Annotated in this window: 13 protein-coding genes; all 13 read left to right on the top strand. The window is 54.8% G+C overall.

The window, feature by feature from the left end:
* Positions 1 to 20: 20 nt before the first annotated feature.
* Positions 21 to 797, top strand: a complete 777-nt coding sequence (locus tag A9165_RS12005) for an IclR family transcriptional regulator (protein WP_065956052.1) — start codon at positions 21 to 23, stop codon at positions 795 to 797.
* 13 nt (positions 798 to 810) lie between these two features.
* Positions 811 to 1,899: a LacI family DNA-binding transcriptional regulator gene (locus A9165_RS12000; protein WP_065956051.1), complete on the top strand. Its 1,089-nt coding sequence runs from the start codon at positions 811 to 813 to the stop codon at positions 1,897 to 1,899.
* A 176-nt stretch (positions 1,900 to 2,075) separates the two neighbouring features.
* Positions 2,076 to 3,521, top strand: coding sequence for a glycoside hydrolase family 28 protein (locus A9165_RS11995; protein ID WP_065956050.1), 1,446 nt, complete (start codon positions 2,076 to 2,078; stop codon positions 3,519 to 3,521).
* A gap of 56 nt (positions 3,522 to 3,577) precedes the next feature.
* Positions 3,578 to 5,146, top strand: a complete 1,569-nt coding sequence (locus A9165_RS11990) for a UxaA family hydrolase (protein ID WP_065956049.1) — start codon at positions 3,578 to 3,580, stop codon at positions 5,144 to 5,146.
* A gap of 48 nt (positions 5,147 to 5,194) precedes the next feature.
* Entirely contained in the window at positions 5,195 to 6,619 is a 1,425-nt protein-coding gene (gene uxaC, locus A9165_RS11985) for a glucuronate isomerase (RefSeq protein ID WP_065956068.1), read from the top strand.
* A gap of 82 nt (positions 6,620 to 6,701) precedes the next feature.
* The gene (locus A9165_RS11980; protein WP_065956048.1) at positions 6,702 to 8,168 is read left to right on the top strand and encodes a mannitol dehydrogenase family protein; all 1,467 of its coding nucleotides are present in this window, start codon (positions 6,702 to 6,704) and stop codon (positions 8,166 to 8,168) included.
* Positions 8,168 to 8,812, top strand: coding sequence for a bifunctional 4-hydroxy-2-oxoglutarate aldolase/2-dehydro-3-deoxy-phosphogluconate aldolase (gene eda / locus A9165_RS11975; RefSeq protein WP_065956047.1), 645 nt, complete (start codon positions 8,168 to 8,170; stop codon positions 8,810 to 8,812). Before A9165_RS11980 ends, eda begins: the two co-directional genes overlap by 1 nt.
* Before the next feature lie 10 nt (positions 8,813 to 8,822).
* Positions 8,823 to 9,776: a sugar kinase gene (locus A9165_RS11970; protein WP_065956046.1), complete on the top strand. Its 954-nt coding sequence runs from the start codon at positions 8,823 to 8,825 to the stop codon at positions 9,774 to 9,776.
* 102 nt (positions 9,777 to 9,878) lie between these two features.
* Positions 9,879 to 11,492 (top strand): NADP-dependent glyceraldehyde-3-phosphate dehydrogenase, encoded by a 1,614-nt coding sequence (locus tag A9165_RS11965; RefSeq protein ID WP_065956045.1) that lies wholly within the window; start codon positions 9,879 to 9,881, stop codon positions 11,490 to 11,492.
* A 117-nt stretch (positions 11,493 to 11,609) separates the two neighbouring features.
* Positions 11,610 to 14,378 (top strand): FAD-binding and (Fe-S)-binding domain-containing protein, encoded by a 2,769-nt coding sequence (locus tag A9165_RS11960; protein ID WP_008949922.1) that lies wholly within the window; start codon positions 11,610 to 11,612, stop codon positions 14,376 to 14,378.
* Positions 14,379 to 14,413: 35 nt separating this feature from the next.
* On the top strand, positions 14,414 to 14,794 hold the full coding sequence (locus A9165_RS11955; RefSeq protein ID WP_008949921.1) for a response regulator: 381 nt from the start codon (positions 14,414 to 14,416) through the stop codon (positions 14,792 to 14,794).
* A 10-nt stretch (positions 14,795 to 14,804) separates the two neighbouring features.
* Entirely contained in the window at positions 14,805 to 17,165 is a 2,361-nt protein-coding gene (locus tag A9165_RS11950; protein ID WP_065956044.1) for a PAS domain-containing protein, read from the top strand.
* A gap of 6 nt (positions 17,166 to 17,171) precedes the next feature.
* Positions 17,172 to 17,877 (top strand): Hpt domain-containing protein (locus A9165_RS11945; protein WP_141686160.1); only part of this gene is annotated, 706 nt, incomplete at its 3' end.

The raw sequence follows: 17,877 nt of genomic DNA, 5'->3' as shown, positions 1-17,877 counted from the left end.
AAAAACGAAGGAGCATTGCGATGGGTAGTTATGTGATCCCTAATCTGGCTAATGCCTGCCGGGTCTTGGCCCTGGTAGCCGAATCGGAGCAAGGTTTAAGCTTAACTGAGCTGGAGCAACGGCTGGCGGTGCCACGCACGACCACCTTTCGCATTTTGCAGACGCTATGTCAGCAGCACTTGCTGGAAAAACACGGTAAGCGCTATCTGGTAGGCGCGGCGCTGTTTAAGATGAGCTGCCAGCTGGTGAGTACTTCTAAACTGAGCCGTGAAGCCTTGCCCTTTTTACAGCGCCTGACACTGGCCACCGGGATGAGTGTGCAATTGGTGCTGCCGCATGCCGAGGGGGCACTGATCACTGAGGTCTGTGATTGCCCAAACCCACTGCGGCTGGCGGCAAGGCCGGGTACGCTGGCGTATTTTAATTGCTCGGCAGCAGGTAAGCTGTTTCTGGCGTTTTTACATTTTGATGCGCTGCCTGAATTGGCGGCTCAGGGTCTGTTTCGCGCCCAAACACCACAAAGTATCGTGAGTTGCCCTGAACTTAGGGTAGAATTGCAACGCATATTAGGCCGGGGTTATGCAACGGATGATTTAGAGTATCATCCGGATGTGCGCTGTTTAGCGGCCCCGATCCGCGATGAGCGCGGTATAGTCGTCGCAGCGGTGTCGGTAACGGCGCCGGCCAGCATGTTCCCGCGACAAAATATCACTGAGGTTGCGGCGAAAGTGAAGAAAACGGCTATCGATATTGGATTAACCGTATACCGGCCACAACTGGCTGCCAATCAGAAATAATCCGGAATGCGAAATGAGTAACCTTATGCAGAAACAGTCAACCATCAATGATGTCGCCCGGATTGCCGGTGTGTCGAAACGCACCGTCTCAAGAGTGATCAATGGCTCACTGAGCGTGGGGGAGAGTACCCGCTTAAAAGTTGAGAAGGTGATTAACGAGCTGAAGTATGCCCCCAACGCCCAGGCACGTGGTCTGGCGTCCAGCCGCTCCTATCTGCTGGGGCTAATTTATGATAACCCGGACGCCCTGTATCTGGATGATGTACAGCGCGGCGTGCTGGAGGTGTGTTCGACGCTTGGCTATGAGCTGGTCGTGCATCCCTGCCGTTATCAGAGTGAAACCCTGGTCAATGATTGTCTGCGTTTTATGCGCCGCTCCAAGCTGGACGGGGTGATCGTATTGCCGCCGGTATCAGAGTCGGAAACCCTGGCCAGCGCCTTAAAAGAGTCTGGCAGCCCCTATGTCCGGCTTAGCTCAGTGGCACTGGATAGTCAGGAGCATATCGTGGTATCGGATGACCGCGCGGCTGCGGCCGAAATGGCGCGCTACTTTGCGCAGCTGGGCCATGAGAAGATTGCCTTTATCAGTGGTCCGCAGCGTTATAAATCCTCGACTGAGCGGATGGAAGGATTTCAGCTTGGCTTATCAGCCTATGGGGTAAAGATCCCACCGCAGATGATCCTGGAGGGCAATAACAGCTTTGAAACCGGTATCGAATGTGCCCGACAGTTATTGCAGCGCGACGAGCGCCCGACCGCGATCTTCGCCAATAATGACCAGATGGCAGCCGGCGTATTAAAGGTGGCGTATAGCCTTGGCATCAAGGTACCGGATGAGCTGTCGGTTGCCGGTTTCGATGACAACATGCTGGCGTCGCGGGTGACTCCGGCGCTGACAACCATTCGCCGCCCGGTGCGACAAATGGCGCTGTTGGCGACGACGAAGATGATTATGTCGATCGAACAAAACCATAAAGCGGCATTAAATGTGGCAGCCAAGGTGGCACCAACCCTGGTGGTGCGTGAGTCAACCGGCCCTTGCCAAGGCTCTGCTGCCGCAACTGAGACAGCCTTGTCACGTCATGCAACGGCACCTGGTTAAACGGCTTTTTTAAGCTGCACTAAAAAAGTTGCCAACGGTGGCAATTTTTTTAGTGAAATGCTTGCCACCGGTGGCAAATTGGTTATTATAACAACCAGACCCCGGTAATCGTCGAGCGATAGCCTCGACGTACGCAGTAGGCATTGTTCCCTGTTGCCAACAACAAAGGATACAAGATGACAGATCTGAAGAAACGTAACAGCCTGAAACTTTTTACCGCCGCCTCGGCCAGTCTTGGTCTGTTAAGCGTCAGTGGTTGCCAGAGCGTTACTGCACTGCCTGTTAGTGCCAAAGACGCCGACGACTTGCGGCAGTGGCAGCAGGCCGATCAGATTATTGCTGCCATCAAGCCGGTTACGTTTCCGGATCGCAGCTTCTCAATTACTGATTTTGGCGCTGCAGCCAAAGCCGGCTTTGATAATACGGCCGCCATTGCTGCGGCTATTGCTGCCTGTGCTGCTGCCGGCGGTGGCCGGGTACTGATCCCGGGCGGCCGTTTTGAAACCGGTGCGATTCATCTGAAATCGAACGTCAATTTACATCTGGCTGATGACACTGTGCTGTCGTTCTATACCGATCGCGAGCATTACCTGCCTTATGTGATGACCCGCTGGGAAGGCGTTGAGTTAATGGGTTATTCACCGCTGATCTATGCCTATCAGCAGGAAAATATTGCGCTGACGGGTAATGGCATCCTTGAGGGCAATGGTGCGGTAGACGCCTGGTGGCCGTGGAAAGGTCAGTGGGAGCGTCGCAACTGGGATTATGATGCCAGTGTTGATCAAGTGAAAACCCGCTCACCGCTGTTTGAGATGGCCGAAAGCGGCGTACCGGTCAGTGAGCGGGTGTTTAACGAAAACTTTTTACGACCCCCTTTTATTCAACCCTATGGCTGTAAGCGGGTATTGATTGAAGGGGTGACCATCCGTAATTCGCCGTTCTGGTTAATTAATCCGGTGTTATCGGAAGATGTGATAGTGCGTAATGTTAATTGCATCAGCTATGGCCCGAACTCGGATGGCTGTAACCCGGAGTCCTGCAACAGAGTCCTGATTGAAAACTGCCTGTTTGATACCGGCGATGACTGTATCGCGCTGAAGTCCGGTCGCAACAATGACGGCCGTCGCCTGGCAACACCGGTACAAAACGTGGTGATCCAGGATTGTATTATGCGTGCGGGTCATGGTGGTGTGGTGATGGGCAGTGAAATCTCTGGTGGTGCCCGTAATATCTTTGCCCGCCGCTGCCGGATGAGCAGCCCTAATCTGGCGCGTGGTATCCGGATCAAAACCAACTCGGTCCGTGGTGGCCTGATTGAAAATGTCTATATCCGGGATATCGAGATTGGTGAAGTGCGCGACGCTATTGTGATTAACTTCTTCTACGAAGAGGGCGATGCCGGCAACTTTATGCCACAGGTTAAGAATTTACATATCAGTAATCTGACGGTGCAAAAGGCGCAGCGGGCTTTTGAGCTGCGTGGCTTCGAACGGGCGCCAATCAGCGGCGTTACCCTGCATCATGTGCAGTTTAACAACACGGCGGCGCTGGGCGTGCTGGAAAATATTGCTGGCATTGATCAGTTAGACGTCAGCCTGAACGGCCGGGCGATTAGCATTTAATTTTTTGTTTTTATTGCCACCGCTAGACAAGGTTGGCGCAACACAGGTAACAACAGATGACAACAGAGCAGCAAGCCGGATGCAGTATCCGTTTACCGGAACAAAGCAGTGCAGCCCAGCTGGCGGTATTGCAGGTGCACCAGCGCGATAATGTGCTGGTGGCGCTGCAAGCGCTGCAGGCGGGAGAGCCGTTACCAGCGCCGTTTTCGCATCTTAGCGCACAAACCGCAGTACCGGCCGGGCATAAGCTGGCACTGACGGCAATTGCGGCCGGTGAGCCGGTGCTGAAATACGGTTTTGCGATTGGCCGTGCCACCCAGCCGATTGCCGCCGGTGAGCATGTGCACTCGCATAATCTGGCGACCGCGCTAAGTGGCACCATTGAATACAGCTATGCCGGCTGTCAGGCGCCGGCGCTGAGTTTTCCGGCTGACTTGCCACAAAGTTTTCAGGGTTACCGGCGCAGCAACGGCAAGGTGGGTACCCGCAATGAGCTGTGGATTATCAATACGGTGGGCTGTGTCAACCGCGCGGCAATGCGGGTCGCCGAGCAGGCGCGTCAGCACTATGCCGATTTGTTGGCACTTAAAAATATCGATGGTATTCATGCCTTTACCCACCCTTTTGGTTGCTCGCAACTGGGCGATGATCTTGATCATACCCGCCAGTTACTGGCCGGCCTGATCCAACATCCAAACGCCGGTGCGGTGCTGATCCTGGGACTTGGCTGCGAGAACAATCAGTTAGCTAAGCTGCTGCAAGCCTGCCCCGATGTTGATAGCAGCCGTATCCGCGCCTTTAATGCCCAGCAGGTTGAAGATGAAGTGGAGCAGGGCCTGGCTGCAGTGGGGGAATTATTACAGCTGATGGCCAACGACCAGCGCTCAGCCTGTCCGTTATCCGATCTGGTGCTGGGCATGAAATGCGGTGGTTCAGATGGTTTTAGCGGCCTGACAGCTAACGCCCTGGTAGGACGTACCGCCGATTTGCTGGCCGCGGCCGGTGGCAAGGTGGTGCTGACTGAAACGCCGGAAATGTTTGGCGCCGAGCAGGTGTTTATGGCCCGTGCCGCCAATCAGCAGGTATTTGCCGATCTGGTCACTCTGGTTAATGACTTTAAGCAGTACTTTATCGACAACCAGCAACCGGTGTATGAAAACCCGAGCCCGGGCAATAAAGACGGCGGCCTGACCACGCTGGAAGAAAAGTCGCTGGGTGCCATTCAAAAAGGCGGCTCTGCCGTGGTGCAGCAAATTATCCGCTACGGCGAACAAGCGCATGCTGCTGGTCTGACCTTGCTGGAAGGGCCGGGGAATGATGCCGTGTCCTCAACGGCGTTAACAGCAGCCGGTGCTACCTTACTGCTGTTTACTACCGGTCGTGGCACACCGCTGGGCTTCCCGGCACCCACCGTTAAGATTGCATCGAATTCCAATCTGGCGGCACGCAAGCCGCAATGGATTGACTATGACGCCGGCCAGTTGTTGCAGGTCGGGCAGGATGCGCAGCAGTTTACCGGGCAATTTTTCCGTTATTTGCTGGCGGTGGCCTCGGGCGAGCGCACCCGCAACGAAATTTCTGACAACCGTGAAATCGCTATCTGGAAGAACGGTGTCACGCTTTAACCTATGCTGCGGCCAGGCCGCAGTCAGTATGCTTACAGGATCTTAATTATGGCTCAGACCACGCCTTTAACCTTACATCCGGACCGCTTATTCCCATCCGATCCGCTGGTACGCGATATTGCCCGCCGGCTGTATCAGCAAATCAAGGATCTGCCTATTGTCAGCCCGCATGGTCATACTGATCCGCGTTGGTTTGCCGACGATGCCAACTTTGATAACGCCACGACCTTGCTGCTGCTGCCGGATCACTATGTGTTCCGCATGCTGTATAGCCAGGGGATCAAACTGGAAGAGTTGGGGATCCGGCGTAAGGACGGCGTGGCGGTAGAAACGGATTACCGTAAAATCTTCCGTATTTTTGCCAAGCACTATTATCTGTTTCGCGGCACGCCATCGCGGATCTGGCTGGATAGCGTGTTTCACGATGTGTTTGGCCTTGAGGTCGCGCTGAGCGAAGAGACCGCTGATCACTATTACGACAGTATCAATGCCCAGCTGCTAAAACCGGAGTTTAAGCCGCGCGCCTTACTGGATCGCTTTAATATCGAGCTGATTGCTACCACCGAAGGGGCACTGAATGACCTGCGCCACCATGCCAAACTAAAAGGCACCGGCTATGAGCATAAAGTGATTACCACCTTCCGGCCAGACGATGTGGTCGATGCGGATCGCGCGGATTTTGCCGCTAACGTCGCCAAACTGGGGGAATTGACCGGCGAAGATACGCAAAGCTGGCCGGGTTATCTGGCAGCACTGCGAAAAAGACGGGCATTTTTCCGTGAACATGGCGCGACGGCAACCGACCATGGTCATCCGTCGGCTATTACCGCTGATTTAGCGCCAAACGAGGCCGCAGCCTTGTTCCAGCGTTGTCTGGCCGGTACTGCAACGCCTGCAGAAACCGAGTTATTCCGTGGCCAGATGCTAACCGAGATGGCCGGCATGAGCCTGGAAGATGGCATGACGATGCAAATTCATCCCGGCGCGCACCGCAACCATAATCAGGTGATCTTTGAGCGTTTTGGGCCTGATAAAGGCGCTGATATTCCAAGCCCGACTGAGTTTGTCAGCAACCTGAAGCCGCTGCTGCAAAAATATGGCAACGAAGCCAGCTTAAATATCATTCTGTTTACGCTGGATGAAACCACCTATGCCCGCGAGCTGGCGCCATTGGCTGGCCATTATCCGGCGTTAAAGCTGGGCCCGGCCTGGTGGTTCCATGATAGCCCGGAGGGCATGCTGCGCTTCCGGCATCAGGTTACCGAAACGGCTGGTTTCTATAACACTGTCGGTTTTAATGACGATACCCGGGCTTTCTTCTCGATCCCGGCCCGGCATGATGTGGCGCGGCGTATTGACTGTCGCTTCCTGGCTGGTTTAGTGGCCGAGCACCGCCTGACCGAAGCAGAAGCCGCCGAGTTGGCCTACCAGCTGACTTATGGCCTGGTGAAACAGGCTTATCAGCTGAAGTAATAGCACCGCCTAACTCAGGGTGACGGTGGCAGGCACTTGCCGGCATACCGTCATCAGGCTTAACGCGAACAGCAGGCAAACTATGACATTATTAAGCAATAACACCCTTGCCAGTTTGGCCGGCAAACTGCCACTGCCCGCCTACCGGCTGGCACCACAGCAACCCGGTATCGGCATAGTGCATCTGGGGCCCGGCGCGTTTTTCCGCGGCCATCAGGCCTATTACACTGATCTGGCACTGCAGCACGGTGGTGACTGGGCGATCAGTGCCGTCTCGATGCGCTCGCCGGATGTCAGTCAGGCGCTGACTCCGCAGGATGGGCTCTATACGCTGGCGGTACTGGATAGCGACACCCGCTATCAGGTGATTGGCAGTGTGCAGGAAGTGCTGATTGCCAGTGAGCAGTATCAGAGTGTACTGGCACGACTCAGCGATGCGGCGACCCGTTATGTCACCCTGACGATTACCGAAAAAGGCTATTGCCTGAATGCGCAGGGCGAACTGGATTTACAGCATCCGCAAATTCAGCAGGATCTGAGCGGCGGGCAACCGGCGGTCACCGCTATCGGCTTGCTGGTTGCCGCCTTAGCAGCCCGCTATGCCAAGAATGTGGCGCCGTTTTGCGTACTCAGTTGCGATAACCTGACCGATAACGGTCATAAGCTGCGCAGGGCGCTGATTTGCTTTGCGGCGCAAAAGGCGCCGGCCCTGGCCAACTGGCTGGAGCAGCAACTGATCAGCCCCTGTACCATGGTCGACAGTATTACGCCGGCAACCGACGCTGCGCTACGCGCTCAGGTCGCGGGGGTACTGGGCGTAAATGATAATTGGCCGATTAAACGCGAAGCCTTTGTGCAGTGGGTGATTGAAGATATTTTACCGGCAGAGCGGCCAGCCTGGCAGCAAGCCGGGGTGATCTATGCCGCCGATGTCAGCGCCTTTGAAAAAGCCAAGTTACGGTTATTAAATGCCCCGCACTCGACGCTGGCCTATATCGGTTATCTGCTGGGGTATGAAACCGTGTATGACGCCATGCAGGATAAAACGTTGCTGAATTTACTGCAGCAGATGGTACAGCAGGAAATTATGCCATCTTTTACCGCACCGGCTGAGCTGGATATTCAGCAATATAGTCAGGCGATCTTTGCCCGCTTTGAAAACCCGGCAATCCGCCATCTGCTGGCGCAAATTGCCTGGGATGGATCGCAAAAAATGCCGATGCGTATTCTGCCGGTGATCCGCGATAACCTGGCGGCCGGGCGCAGCATCAGCAAACTGAGCTTTTGTCTGGCAGCCTGGTTCTTATTTATCCGCCGCCGGCTGGCAGAAGGTCAGCCGCTGGTTGACCCCTTAGCCAGCAGCCTGACTGCGGCAGCCTCAGTCTGTAGCGGAAACGCCGCGCATGATGTAGCGCAGTTCCTCAGCATCGAGGCCGTTTTTGGCCATGAGCTGCCAAAACAAGATCCCTTTTTCCAGGCCGTGACTGCGGCCTATCAACAACTGACGACCCTGGTATCCGAACAGCCAGTGGCGCGCGGAGTAGTCTAATGTCGGCGTTATCTCACGTTTTACAAGGCCCAGCCTTATTACCCATTATTCAGGCTGAGGTACCAAGCACTGCAGTAGCTATTGCTAAGGCGATGCAGCAGGGCGGTATCGGTTCGGTTGAGGTGGTACTGCGTACACCCAAAGCGTTGGATTGTATCAGTGCTATTCGCAGCGCCTTACCTGAGCTCTTGGTGGGCGCCGGTACCATTTTATCGGCGGCGGATGCCCAGGCAGCAAAAGACGCCGGTTCGCAGTTTCTGGTGAGCCCGGCCAGTACGCCCAAACTGTTACAGGCCATGCTGGATACCGGGCTGGCGTTGGCGCCGGGGGTATCGACCCCTTCAGAAATTGCGCTGGCACTGGAAATGGGCATTCGTGAACTGAAATTTTTTCCGGCCAATTTATCCGGTGGCAGCGCCATGTTAAAGGCACTGAGCAGTATTTTTCAGCAGGTCCGGTTCTGTCCGACCGGCGGCATCTGCCAGCAAAATCTGGCTGAATATCTGGCGTTGCCAAATGTGTTTGTGGTCGGTGGCTCCTGGATCTCGCCGGCCAGCGCCATTGCCAGTGGCGACTGGGCACAGATCACGGCATTGTCACACCAAGCCTGTAGCCTGGCCCGGCAATTAAAACAGGCGGCATAGGAGAAAGACCATGAGCAAACGTATTGTCATTATGGGCGAGTGCATGGTGGAGCTGTTTCAGCTGGTGGAAAATGTCTATCACCAGGCCTTTGCCGGCGATGTGTTTAATACCGCTGTTTATCTGAAACGCTGTGCTGAGCAACCTGTAGAGGTGCAGTTTTTTACCGCGGTCGGTACCGATCTGATCAGCGACAAGCTGGTGCGGGCGGTGGAGCGCGAAAAAATTGATACCCAGCTGATATTACGCAGCAAAACCGCACGCCCCGGCCTGTATATGATTAATACCGATGCCTTTGGTGAGCGCAGCTTTGTGTACTGGCGCGATACGTCGGCAGCGAAACAGGTACTGCAACTGGCCAGCAGTCAGCAACGCCTCGCCGAGCTGACGGGCGCTGAGATGTTTTTCTTCTCCGGCATCACGCTGGCCATTTTGAATGACAGCGACCGCGAAGCGCTGTTTGCGCTGGTGGCAGAATTAAAAGCCAGCGGCAGTCGGATCATCTTTGACCCTAACTACCGACCGGCGCTGTGGTCAACAGCCGAAGCGGCAAAGGCAGCATTTTTGCGTGCCTATGCGCTGGCTGATGTGGCCCTGCCGGGGCTGGATGATCATAAGGTGTTATTTGCTGCCACCTGCACCGAACAGGTGGTGGCGCAGCTTTCCGCCCTTGGCGTGGAAGAGATCGTGGTAAAAAACGGTAAGGACGGCATCAGTGGTCGTTATCAGGGGCAGGATTTCAGCGCCCTGGCACATCCGGTAAAAAAAGTGGTGGATACCACAGCGGCCGGAGATTCCTTTAACGGCGGTTATCTGGCGGCCCGGCTGGGCGGTATTGCGCCGGCGCAGGCAGTAAAATTTGCGGCGCGGCTGGCGGGCTTCGTGGTTGAACATACCGGCGCCATTGTCGGCAAAGAGCATTTTAATGGCTTTTGGGCCAAGAACCGGCCATCGCAATTTCAATAACAATAACATCCGGGCGGGCAAACCCGCCCGCTAATAATAAGATCTGATCGATCAGACAGTACTCCTACAACCAGGCAAACTTTAATTGAATGGGAGTAAGGTATGAGTATAACGACACTGTTTCCGCAAGCGGCGGAGATCCCGGCAGAGTTTGCCCAGCAGCGGCTACTGGAGCAACGCGACTATCTGTTAAATGGTGAGCTGGTTAGCTGGCCAGGTGAGCTGAGCCCGGTAATCAGCCCGGTACAGCTGCGCCATGGCGATACCCTGACACCGGTATTACTGGGTTATACGCCGCTGCTGGATGCCGAGGCGGCACTGCAGGCATTGGATGGCGCCGTTAAGGCCTATGATCTGGGGCGTGGCGCCTGGCCGAGCATGCCGGTGCTGGAACGGATCCGGCATGTTGAAACTTTTTTAGGCCTGATGCAGCAGCAACGCGCGGAGGTGATCCGGTTGCTGATGTGGGAAATTGGTAAGAATTATCCGGATGCGGCCAAAGAGTTTGACCGCACCTGCGATTATATCCGCGATACCATCGCTGCCCTGAAGCAGCAGGATCGGGACGCCAGCCATTTTATTATCGAACAGGGCGCACTGGGTAAGATCCGCCGTGTCCCGGTTGGGGTGGCGCTGTGTATGGGGCCCTTTAACTACCCGCTCAATGAAACCTTTACTACGTTGATCCCGGCACTGATTATGGGCAATACCGTGATCTTTAAACCGGCGAAATATGGTGTGCTGCTGATCCAGCCGTTGCTACGCGCCTTTGCGCAAAGCTTTCCACCCGGGGTGATTAATATTATTTATGGTCGCGGCCGGGAAACCGTCGGGGTGCTGATGGAAAGCGGCAAGATCGATCTGTTTGCCTTTATCGGCACTAACAAAGGCGCCAGCGATTTAAAACGGATGCACCCTAAGCCGCACCGGCTGCGCGCTGTACTGGGGTTAGATGCGAAAAATCCCGGCATTATTCTCGCGGATGCCGACTTAAAGCGCACTGTCGCTGAAGTCGTCGCCGGCGCCTTGTCGTTTAACGGTCAGCGCTGTACCGCACTAAAAATTCTGTTTGTCGAACGGCCCTTGGCGGCGGCTTTTGTCAAAGCGCTAAGCCAGGCGGTAGATCAGTTGCAGTTGGGCATGCCCTGGCAAGCGGGTGTACAGATCACACCGTTGCCAGAACCCGGTAAAACGGCTTTTCTTAGCGCCTTACTCGAAGATGCAATCGCCAACGGCGCCCAGGTACAAAATGCCCAGGGTGGTGCCAGTGCCGGCTCCTTATTTAAGCCGGCGGTGCTGTATCCGGTGAACGCCAAGATGCGGCTCTATCAGGAAGAGCAGTTCGGTCCGCTGGTGCCAGTGGTGCCTTTTGACAGCATCGACGAGGTGATTGACTACGTGGTGAACTCCAACTTTGGCCAGCAGCTGAGTATCTTTGGGCAGGATCCGCGACAGGTCGGTGAGCTGGTCGATATTTTTGCCAATCAGGTCGGCCGGATCAATATTAACGCTCAGTGTCAGCGCGGGCCGGATAGCTTTCCGTTTAACGGCCGCAAAGACTCCGCCGAGGGCACCTTATCGGTCGTGGACGCGCTGCGGCAGTTTTCCACGCCAACACTGGTCGCGACCAAGTATCAGGATCCGGATGTCGGCTTTGTAAAACAGATTATCCAGCAGCGCGCCTCGCATTTTCTGGCGACAGATTTTTTGTTTTAGGTGAGCTGCCGCAGTTTTGCTAATTGCCGCCGAACCGATTAAGCTGCTGCCAAGCCTGTAACCGTTGGCAGCAGCGCGATCTTTGCTGCTTACCAGCCGCCATACTTTGAGGTTGATATGCAGCCGCAGTTTCTGCACGCCGTACAACAGCTTATTCCTGCTGAGCGCTATTTCGATGATCCGCTCAGCACGCTGGCCTTTGGCACTGACGCCAGTTTTTATCGGTTAACGCCGAAGTTGGTACTCAGGGTTGAAAGCGAACAGGAAGTAATCGCTTTATTAAAGCTGGCAGGTCAGTATCAGGTACCACTAACCTTTCGCGCGGCGGGCACCAGTTTATCCGGTCAGGCAGTGACGGATTCGGTGCTGTTGGTGCTGGGCGAAAACTGGCAGCAATATCAGATTTTTGAGCTCGGTGAACGGATCCGGCTTGCTCCCGGGGTGATAGGCGCGCAGGCGAATCAATGGCTGGCGTCTTATGGCCGCAAGATTGGCCCGGATCCGGCATCGATTAACAGCTGCAAAATTGGCGGCATCGTCGCCAATAATGCCAGCGGCATGTGCTGTGGTACCGCGCAAAACAGCTTTAATACCCTGCACGGTATGCGTTTGGTGCTCGCTGACGGCACGGTGTTGGATACGGAAGATGCAGCAAGTGTCGCGGCCTTTCGGCAGTCCCATGCGCCACTGTTAGCCGAGCTTAGCGCCCTGGCTCAGCAAACGTGTAACAATCCCGAACTGCTGGCCAAGATCCGCCATAAATACCGCTTAAAAAATACCATGGGCTTTTCGCTAAATGCTCTGACGGAGTTTAGCGATCCTATCGATATCTTAAGCCACTTAATGGTGGGATCAGAAGGCTGCCTCGGCTTTATTAGCAGTGTTACCTACCAGACGGTGCCGGAACATCCGCATAAAGCCAGCGCACTCTATGTGTTCCCGGATATTGCCAGCTGCTGTCAGGCGGTAACCTTGCTAAAAGACACGCCGGTGGCGGCTGTTGAGCTGCTGGACCGGCGTAGTTTACGCTCGGTGCAACATAAAGCCGGCTTGCCGGCCTGGGTGGCGACCTTGTCAGAGGGGGCTGCGGCGCTGTTAATTGAGAGTCGCGCCGCCACAGTGCCGCAGCTGGAACGCCAGTTGGCACAAATACAGCAGCAACTGGCGGCCTTTGAGCTGGAACAAAAAGTGGATTTTACCCGCGAGCCGGCAGTCTGTGAGCAACTGTGGGCGATCCGCAAAGGCACTTTTCCGGCGGTCGGCGCGGTACGTGAAACCGGCACCACGGTGATCATTGAAGATGTTACCTTCCCACTACCACGGCTGGCCGAGGGGGTATTAGCTTTACAGCAGCTGTTTGACTGTTTTGGCTATCACGAGGCCATTATTTTCGGGCATGCGCTGGAGGGCAATCTGCATTTTGTGTTTACCCAGAGTTTTAACAGCGCCGCCGAGATCCAGCGTTATGCCGATTTTATGCGTGAGGTGGCGCAGCTGGTGGCAGTAGAATTTGGTGGCGCTTTAAAGGCTGAGCATGGCACCGGCCGTAATATGGCACCCTTTGTGGAGCTGGAGTGGGGTACTGAGGCATACCAGCTGATGTGGCGGATTAAGCAGCTATTGGATCCGCAGCATATCCTTAACCCTGAGGTGGTGCTAAGCCGCGATAGTCAGCTGCATCTAAAGCATCTGAAAGCGCTGCCGGCGGCGGATCCTTTGGTCGATAAATGTATTGAATGTGGCTTTTGTGAGCCGGTTTGTCCCTCGCGTAAGCTAACGTTAACGCCGCGCCAACGCATAGTAGCACAGCGTGAAATCTCTCAACTGCAGCAAAGTGGCGAGGATAGCGCGCGCTTAACTGCATTGCAGCAAGCTTATCAGTATGCCGGCACCGATACCTGTGCCGCCTGTGGCCTGTGCAGCACGGCCTGTCCGGTGGGCATTAATACCGGCGATCTGACGCGGCAACTGCGTGGCCGTGCTAATCAGCGTTTTCATGGGCTGGCCAACTTTGCTGCCAGTAAGTTTAGTGTTATTAGCAGCCTAGGGCGCGCCGCGCTTAACATCGGCCAGCTTGGCGCCCGCGTGTTTGGCGCGGCCATGCCAATTTGGCATCAGGCAATGCCTACTGCGGCCCGCGCCTTTCAGTTGCCGGATCAGCCGGAGCAGGGCTCAGGCTTAATACCGGTATTATACTTTGGCAGCTGCAGTGGCCGGGTACTGGGGCCACAGCAGCATAGTCAGGACCCGCGCAGTCTGGCTGAGGTAAGTGCCAACTTACTACAAAAAGCCGGTTATCAATTATTTCAGCCGCCAAAACTGGCGCAGCAATGCTGTGGCATGCCGTTTCAGTCCAAGGGGCAATTTGCTGCTGCGAAACAAATGCAGCAACAATTGCATCAGTGGTTAATGCAGCACAGTGAGCAGGGCCGGATTGCAGTGTTTTGCGATAGCAGCCCCTGCAGCTTAACTTTACGCGAAGCCTTAGATCCGAGATTACAGCTGTTTGATAGTATTGACTTTATCTATGACAAGGTTCTGCCTAAGCTAAAGCTGAATAAACAGGCCGCGCCACTGGCGCTGCATATCAGTTGCAGCGCGCAGCAGTTGGGGCAGGGCCGCAAGCTGACTGAACTGGCCGCCGCCTGCACTGCACAGCTGGTGATCCCCGAGGGCATCAGCTGCTGTGGTTTTGCCGGTGACAAGGGCTTTTTCTTACCGGAGCTTAATGCGTCAGCATTGTCTGATTTAGCGCGGCAGGTAAGTAAGTGCTCACGGGGGGTATCCAGCAGCCGCACCTGTGAAATTGGCTTAAGCCGGCACAGTGGCGTCGAGTATCAACATCTACTTTACTTGTTAGATGAACTATCAGATGCTGAGTGCTAACTCACTGCAATCGCAGCTTATTACGGGAACAGAGGATGCGCATTTTACACGTTGAGGACGATGAGGATATCCGGGCGGTGACCGAAATCGCTTTGGTGCAGCTTAGCGGTTTTCAGTTATGTAGCTGTGACTCAGGTGCTATGGCGCTTAGTCTGGCACAGGCGTTTCAACCCGATCTGATGCTGCTCGATGTGATGATGCCGCAGATGGATGGCTTGCAAACCCTGGCGGCGTTACGACGTTTGCCCGGTTTGGCTGCCGTGCCAGCGGTGTTTATGACTGCCAGGTTGCAGGACGCCGAAAAGCAACAGTATCTGAATGCCGGCGCCATAGCGGTGCTGGAAAAGCCCTTTGATCCCCTTACGCTTGGCCAGCAGTTACAGCAGTATCTGAGCAGGCCGGCAGCAGACAGTTAGAGCCGACACTATGCAAGCACCGATAACGCCAGCTAACGAAGCGCAACGTTTGCAGGCTTTACAGGCGTTAAAGCTATTAGATACGGCGGCTGAGCCCCGCTTTGACCGTTTAACCCGCCTGGTTCAGCAATGTCTGGATTGTCCGATCGTATTGATCTCTCTGGTAGATGAGCATCGGCAATGGTTTAAGTCCAAGCAAGGCCTGGCTGCTTGCGAAACGCCAAGAGATATCTCCTTTTGTGGCCATGCAATTTTAACGGACCGCATTTTTGAAATCAGCGATGCCCGGCTCGACCCGCGTTTTGCCGATAATCCGCTGGTGACGGCAGCACCTTTTATCCGTTTCTATGCCGGTGCGCCGCTTACCATCAATCAGCAACGTATTGGTACCCTCTGTGTAATTGATCCTGGGCCGCGGCAACTCACGCTGCAACAGCGGCAGGTCCTGCGTGACTTTGCCGATGCCGTAGAGCAGGAGATTATCGATCGCTTGCAGGAGCAAGCAGAGCTGGAACTCAAAGCCAGCCGGGATCAATACCAGGCGCTGGTTAATAATATCCCAGGTATTACTTACCGCTGTAAAGCGGACGCGAACTGGACCATGCTCTATATCAGCGGCAGTATCGATCCGTTATCAGGTTATCCGGCCAGTGACTTTATTCAAAACAAGGTGCGCAGTTACGCCAGTGTTATTTATACGCCAGATCGTGAGCAGCTGGAGCAGGCAGTCGCCGAGGCGGTAGCACAGCGACAAAGCTGGACCCTGCAATACCGGGTGCAACACCGTGATGGTAGTCTGCGCTGGGTTGAGGAACGTGGTCAGGCAGAATATGACGACGCCGGACAGGTGCGCTATCTGGATGGTTTTATTCTGGATATTAATGCTGAGAAGCAGTTGAAACAGCAGTTATTGAATCTGACCGCACACCTACCAGGGGTGGTGTATCAGTATCAGCAATGGCCGGATGGCCGCGCCGCTTTTCCCTATGCCAGCGCCGCCATTAAGCGGATCTACGGCGTAACACCAGAACAGGTAAAAACCGATGCGACGCCGGTTTTTGCGGCGATCCATGAAGAGGATCTACCCGGTCTGGCGACCAGCATTGAACATTCCAGGCAGCAACTGCTGGAATGGCGCCATGAATACCGGGTCAAAGATCTCAATGGGAAAGTAGCCTGGATGGCGGGTAATGCGACACCGGAAGCGATGCCGGATGGCAGTGTACTCTGGCATGGCTATATTCAGGATATCAGCGCCTTTAAACAGAGTTTTCTGGCGCTGCAGCAGGCCAATCAGCAGTTGCAACTGGCCCGCGAGCGGTTGGATACCGCCAGTGAGTTGGCTCTGATCGGCTTCTGGCAGGCTTCATTGAAAACCGGTGAACTGTGGTGGTCGCCTGCCATTTTTCAAATCTTTGGTTTTGATGAAGCCAATACTACCCCCAGTGTGGCGCTGTTTAAAAGTACTCTGCATCCGGATGATCGGCAAAAGGTAGCCTTGAGTGAACAACAAGCCTTAATCAGTGGTATTCATGATGTCAGTCACCGGATTATCCGGCCGGATGGCAGTATCCGCTGGGTGCATGAACGAGCACGTATCGTAACGGATGCCGATAATCCGGAGCGCATTATGGTCGGTTCAGTGCAGGATATAACCGAGCGGGTGCAGTTACAGCAGCTAAAGGATGAGTTTATTGCCACTGTCAGCCATGAGTTACGCACGCCATTAACGGTGATTAAAGGCGCGCTGAGTTTGGTCAATTCCGGCCAGCTTGGTGTTTTGCCTGCCGCGTCACAAAAGTTGCTAGTGGCGGCACAGCAAAATAGTGAGCGTCTGGCGCATCTGATTAACGATTTGCTGGATATGGAAAAACTGGTTGCCGGCAAAATGCCGTTTTTACGCCAACCGTTGCAGGTACAGGCACAGCTAGCTCAGGCGGTGCATGAGTTGGAGCCTTTCGCCGCACAATATCAGGTGCAATTAGAGGTCACGCCGGTTGAATCTGGTCTGCAGCTGTGGGCCGACAGCCTGCGTTTACAACAAACGCTGGCCAATTTATTATCAAATGCGATTAAGTTTTCCAAACCCAACAGTCGGGTGCAACTGCGTGCTAAGCCGCTGGCGGAGCACATTCGGATTGAAGTCGAAGACAATGGACTCGGCATCCCGGAAGCGTTTCAGGCGAGGATTTTTGAACGTTTTGCTCAGGCTGACTCCGAGCAACGCCGACAAAAAGGTGGTACAGGCCTGGGGCTGGCCATCTGCAAGGCCTTGATTGAACAAATGGGTGGCGAGATCGGATTTCAGTCTGCCGCCGGGCTGGGCACCTTGTTTTATTTTACGTTACCGGCAGTGAATGCCGATAAGTGATGATTGATGACGGATATTTCAAAACATAAAGCCGATTTAAGTACCGCCTTTGCTCAGGTCCGACAGCGGTTTGAGCAGGCACTGCCAGCGCGGGCTGCGGCAATGCGGGCTTTGGTTAACAGTGATGAGCTGGCGGACAATGATTTACAACAGTTGATTTATGAGGCGCATAAGCTGGCAGGGGCCTGCGGCATCTTTGGCTTTCATAACCTGGGTGGGCAAGCGCGGATCCTCGAACAACTGGCCCGGACAGTAGAAGCTAAACCGGCAGCACAGCAACGTCAGGCCAGGCAAACGCTGGAATATGCATTACAGGATTTTCTGCAAGCGGTGGGCGGGGCCTTACAGCAACGCGCAGCCTTACAAAATAATCAGGCCGTTGAGGTCCGGTTACAAAATGCGATCTGGTTATTACTTGGCACAGCACAGCTCAGCAAGGAGCTGATTACTCAGCTGTCGGCCTTTGGCCATCAAATACGAGAGTTCCACGACTACGACAGCTGCCTGAAGGCGCTGGAGCTGGAATGTCCGGCGGTGTTATTTAGTGCCATTAATCTGGATGGGCAATCCTTATTTAAACAACGCCTGCTACTGGAGCGCTTATCGCAGCAGGGCGGGCGCTTGATGGTGTTTGCTACTGAGGATAATTTCGAACTCAGGATCAAGGCCGCGCAACTGCGTGCCGAAGCCTTTTTTGTGGTGCGCCGGGCAT

This window comes from Alishewanella sp. HH-ZS (assembly GCF_001704375.1).
GTDB lineage: Bacteria > Pseudomonadota > Gammaproteobacteria > Enterobacterales > Alteromonadaceae > Alishewanella > Alishewanella aestuarii.
The sequence above is the reverse complement of the archived record's forward strand: the minus strand, read 5'-3'. Positions and strand labels throughout refer to the sequence as shown.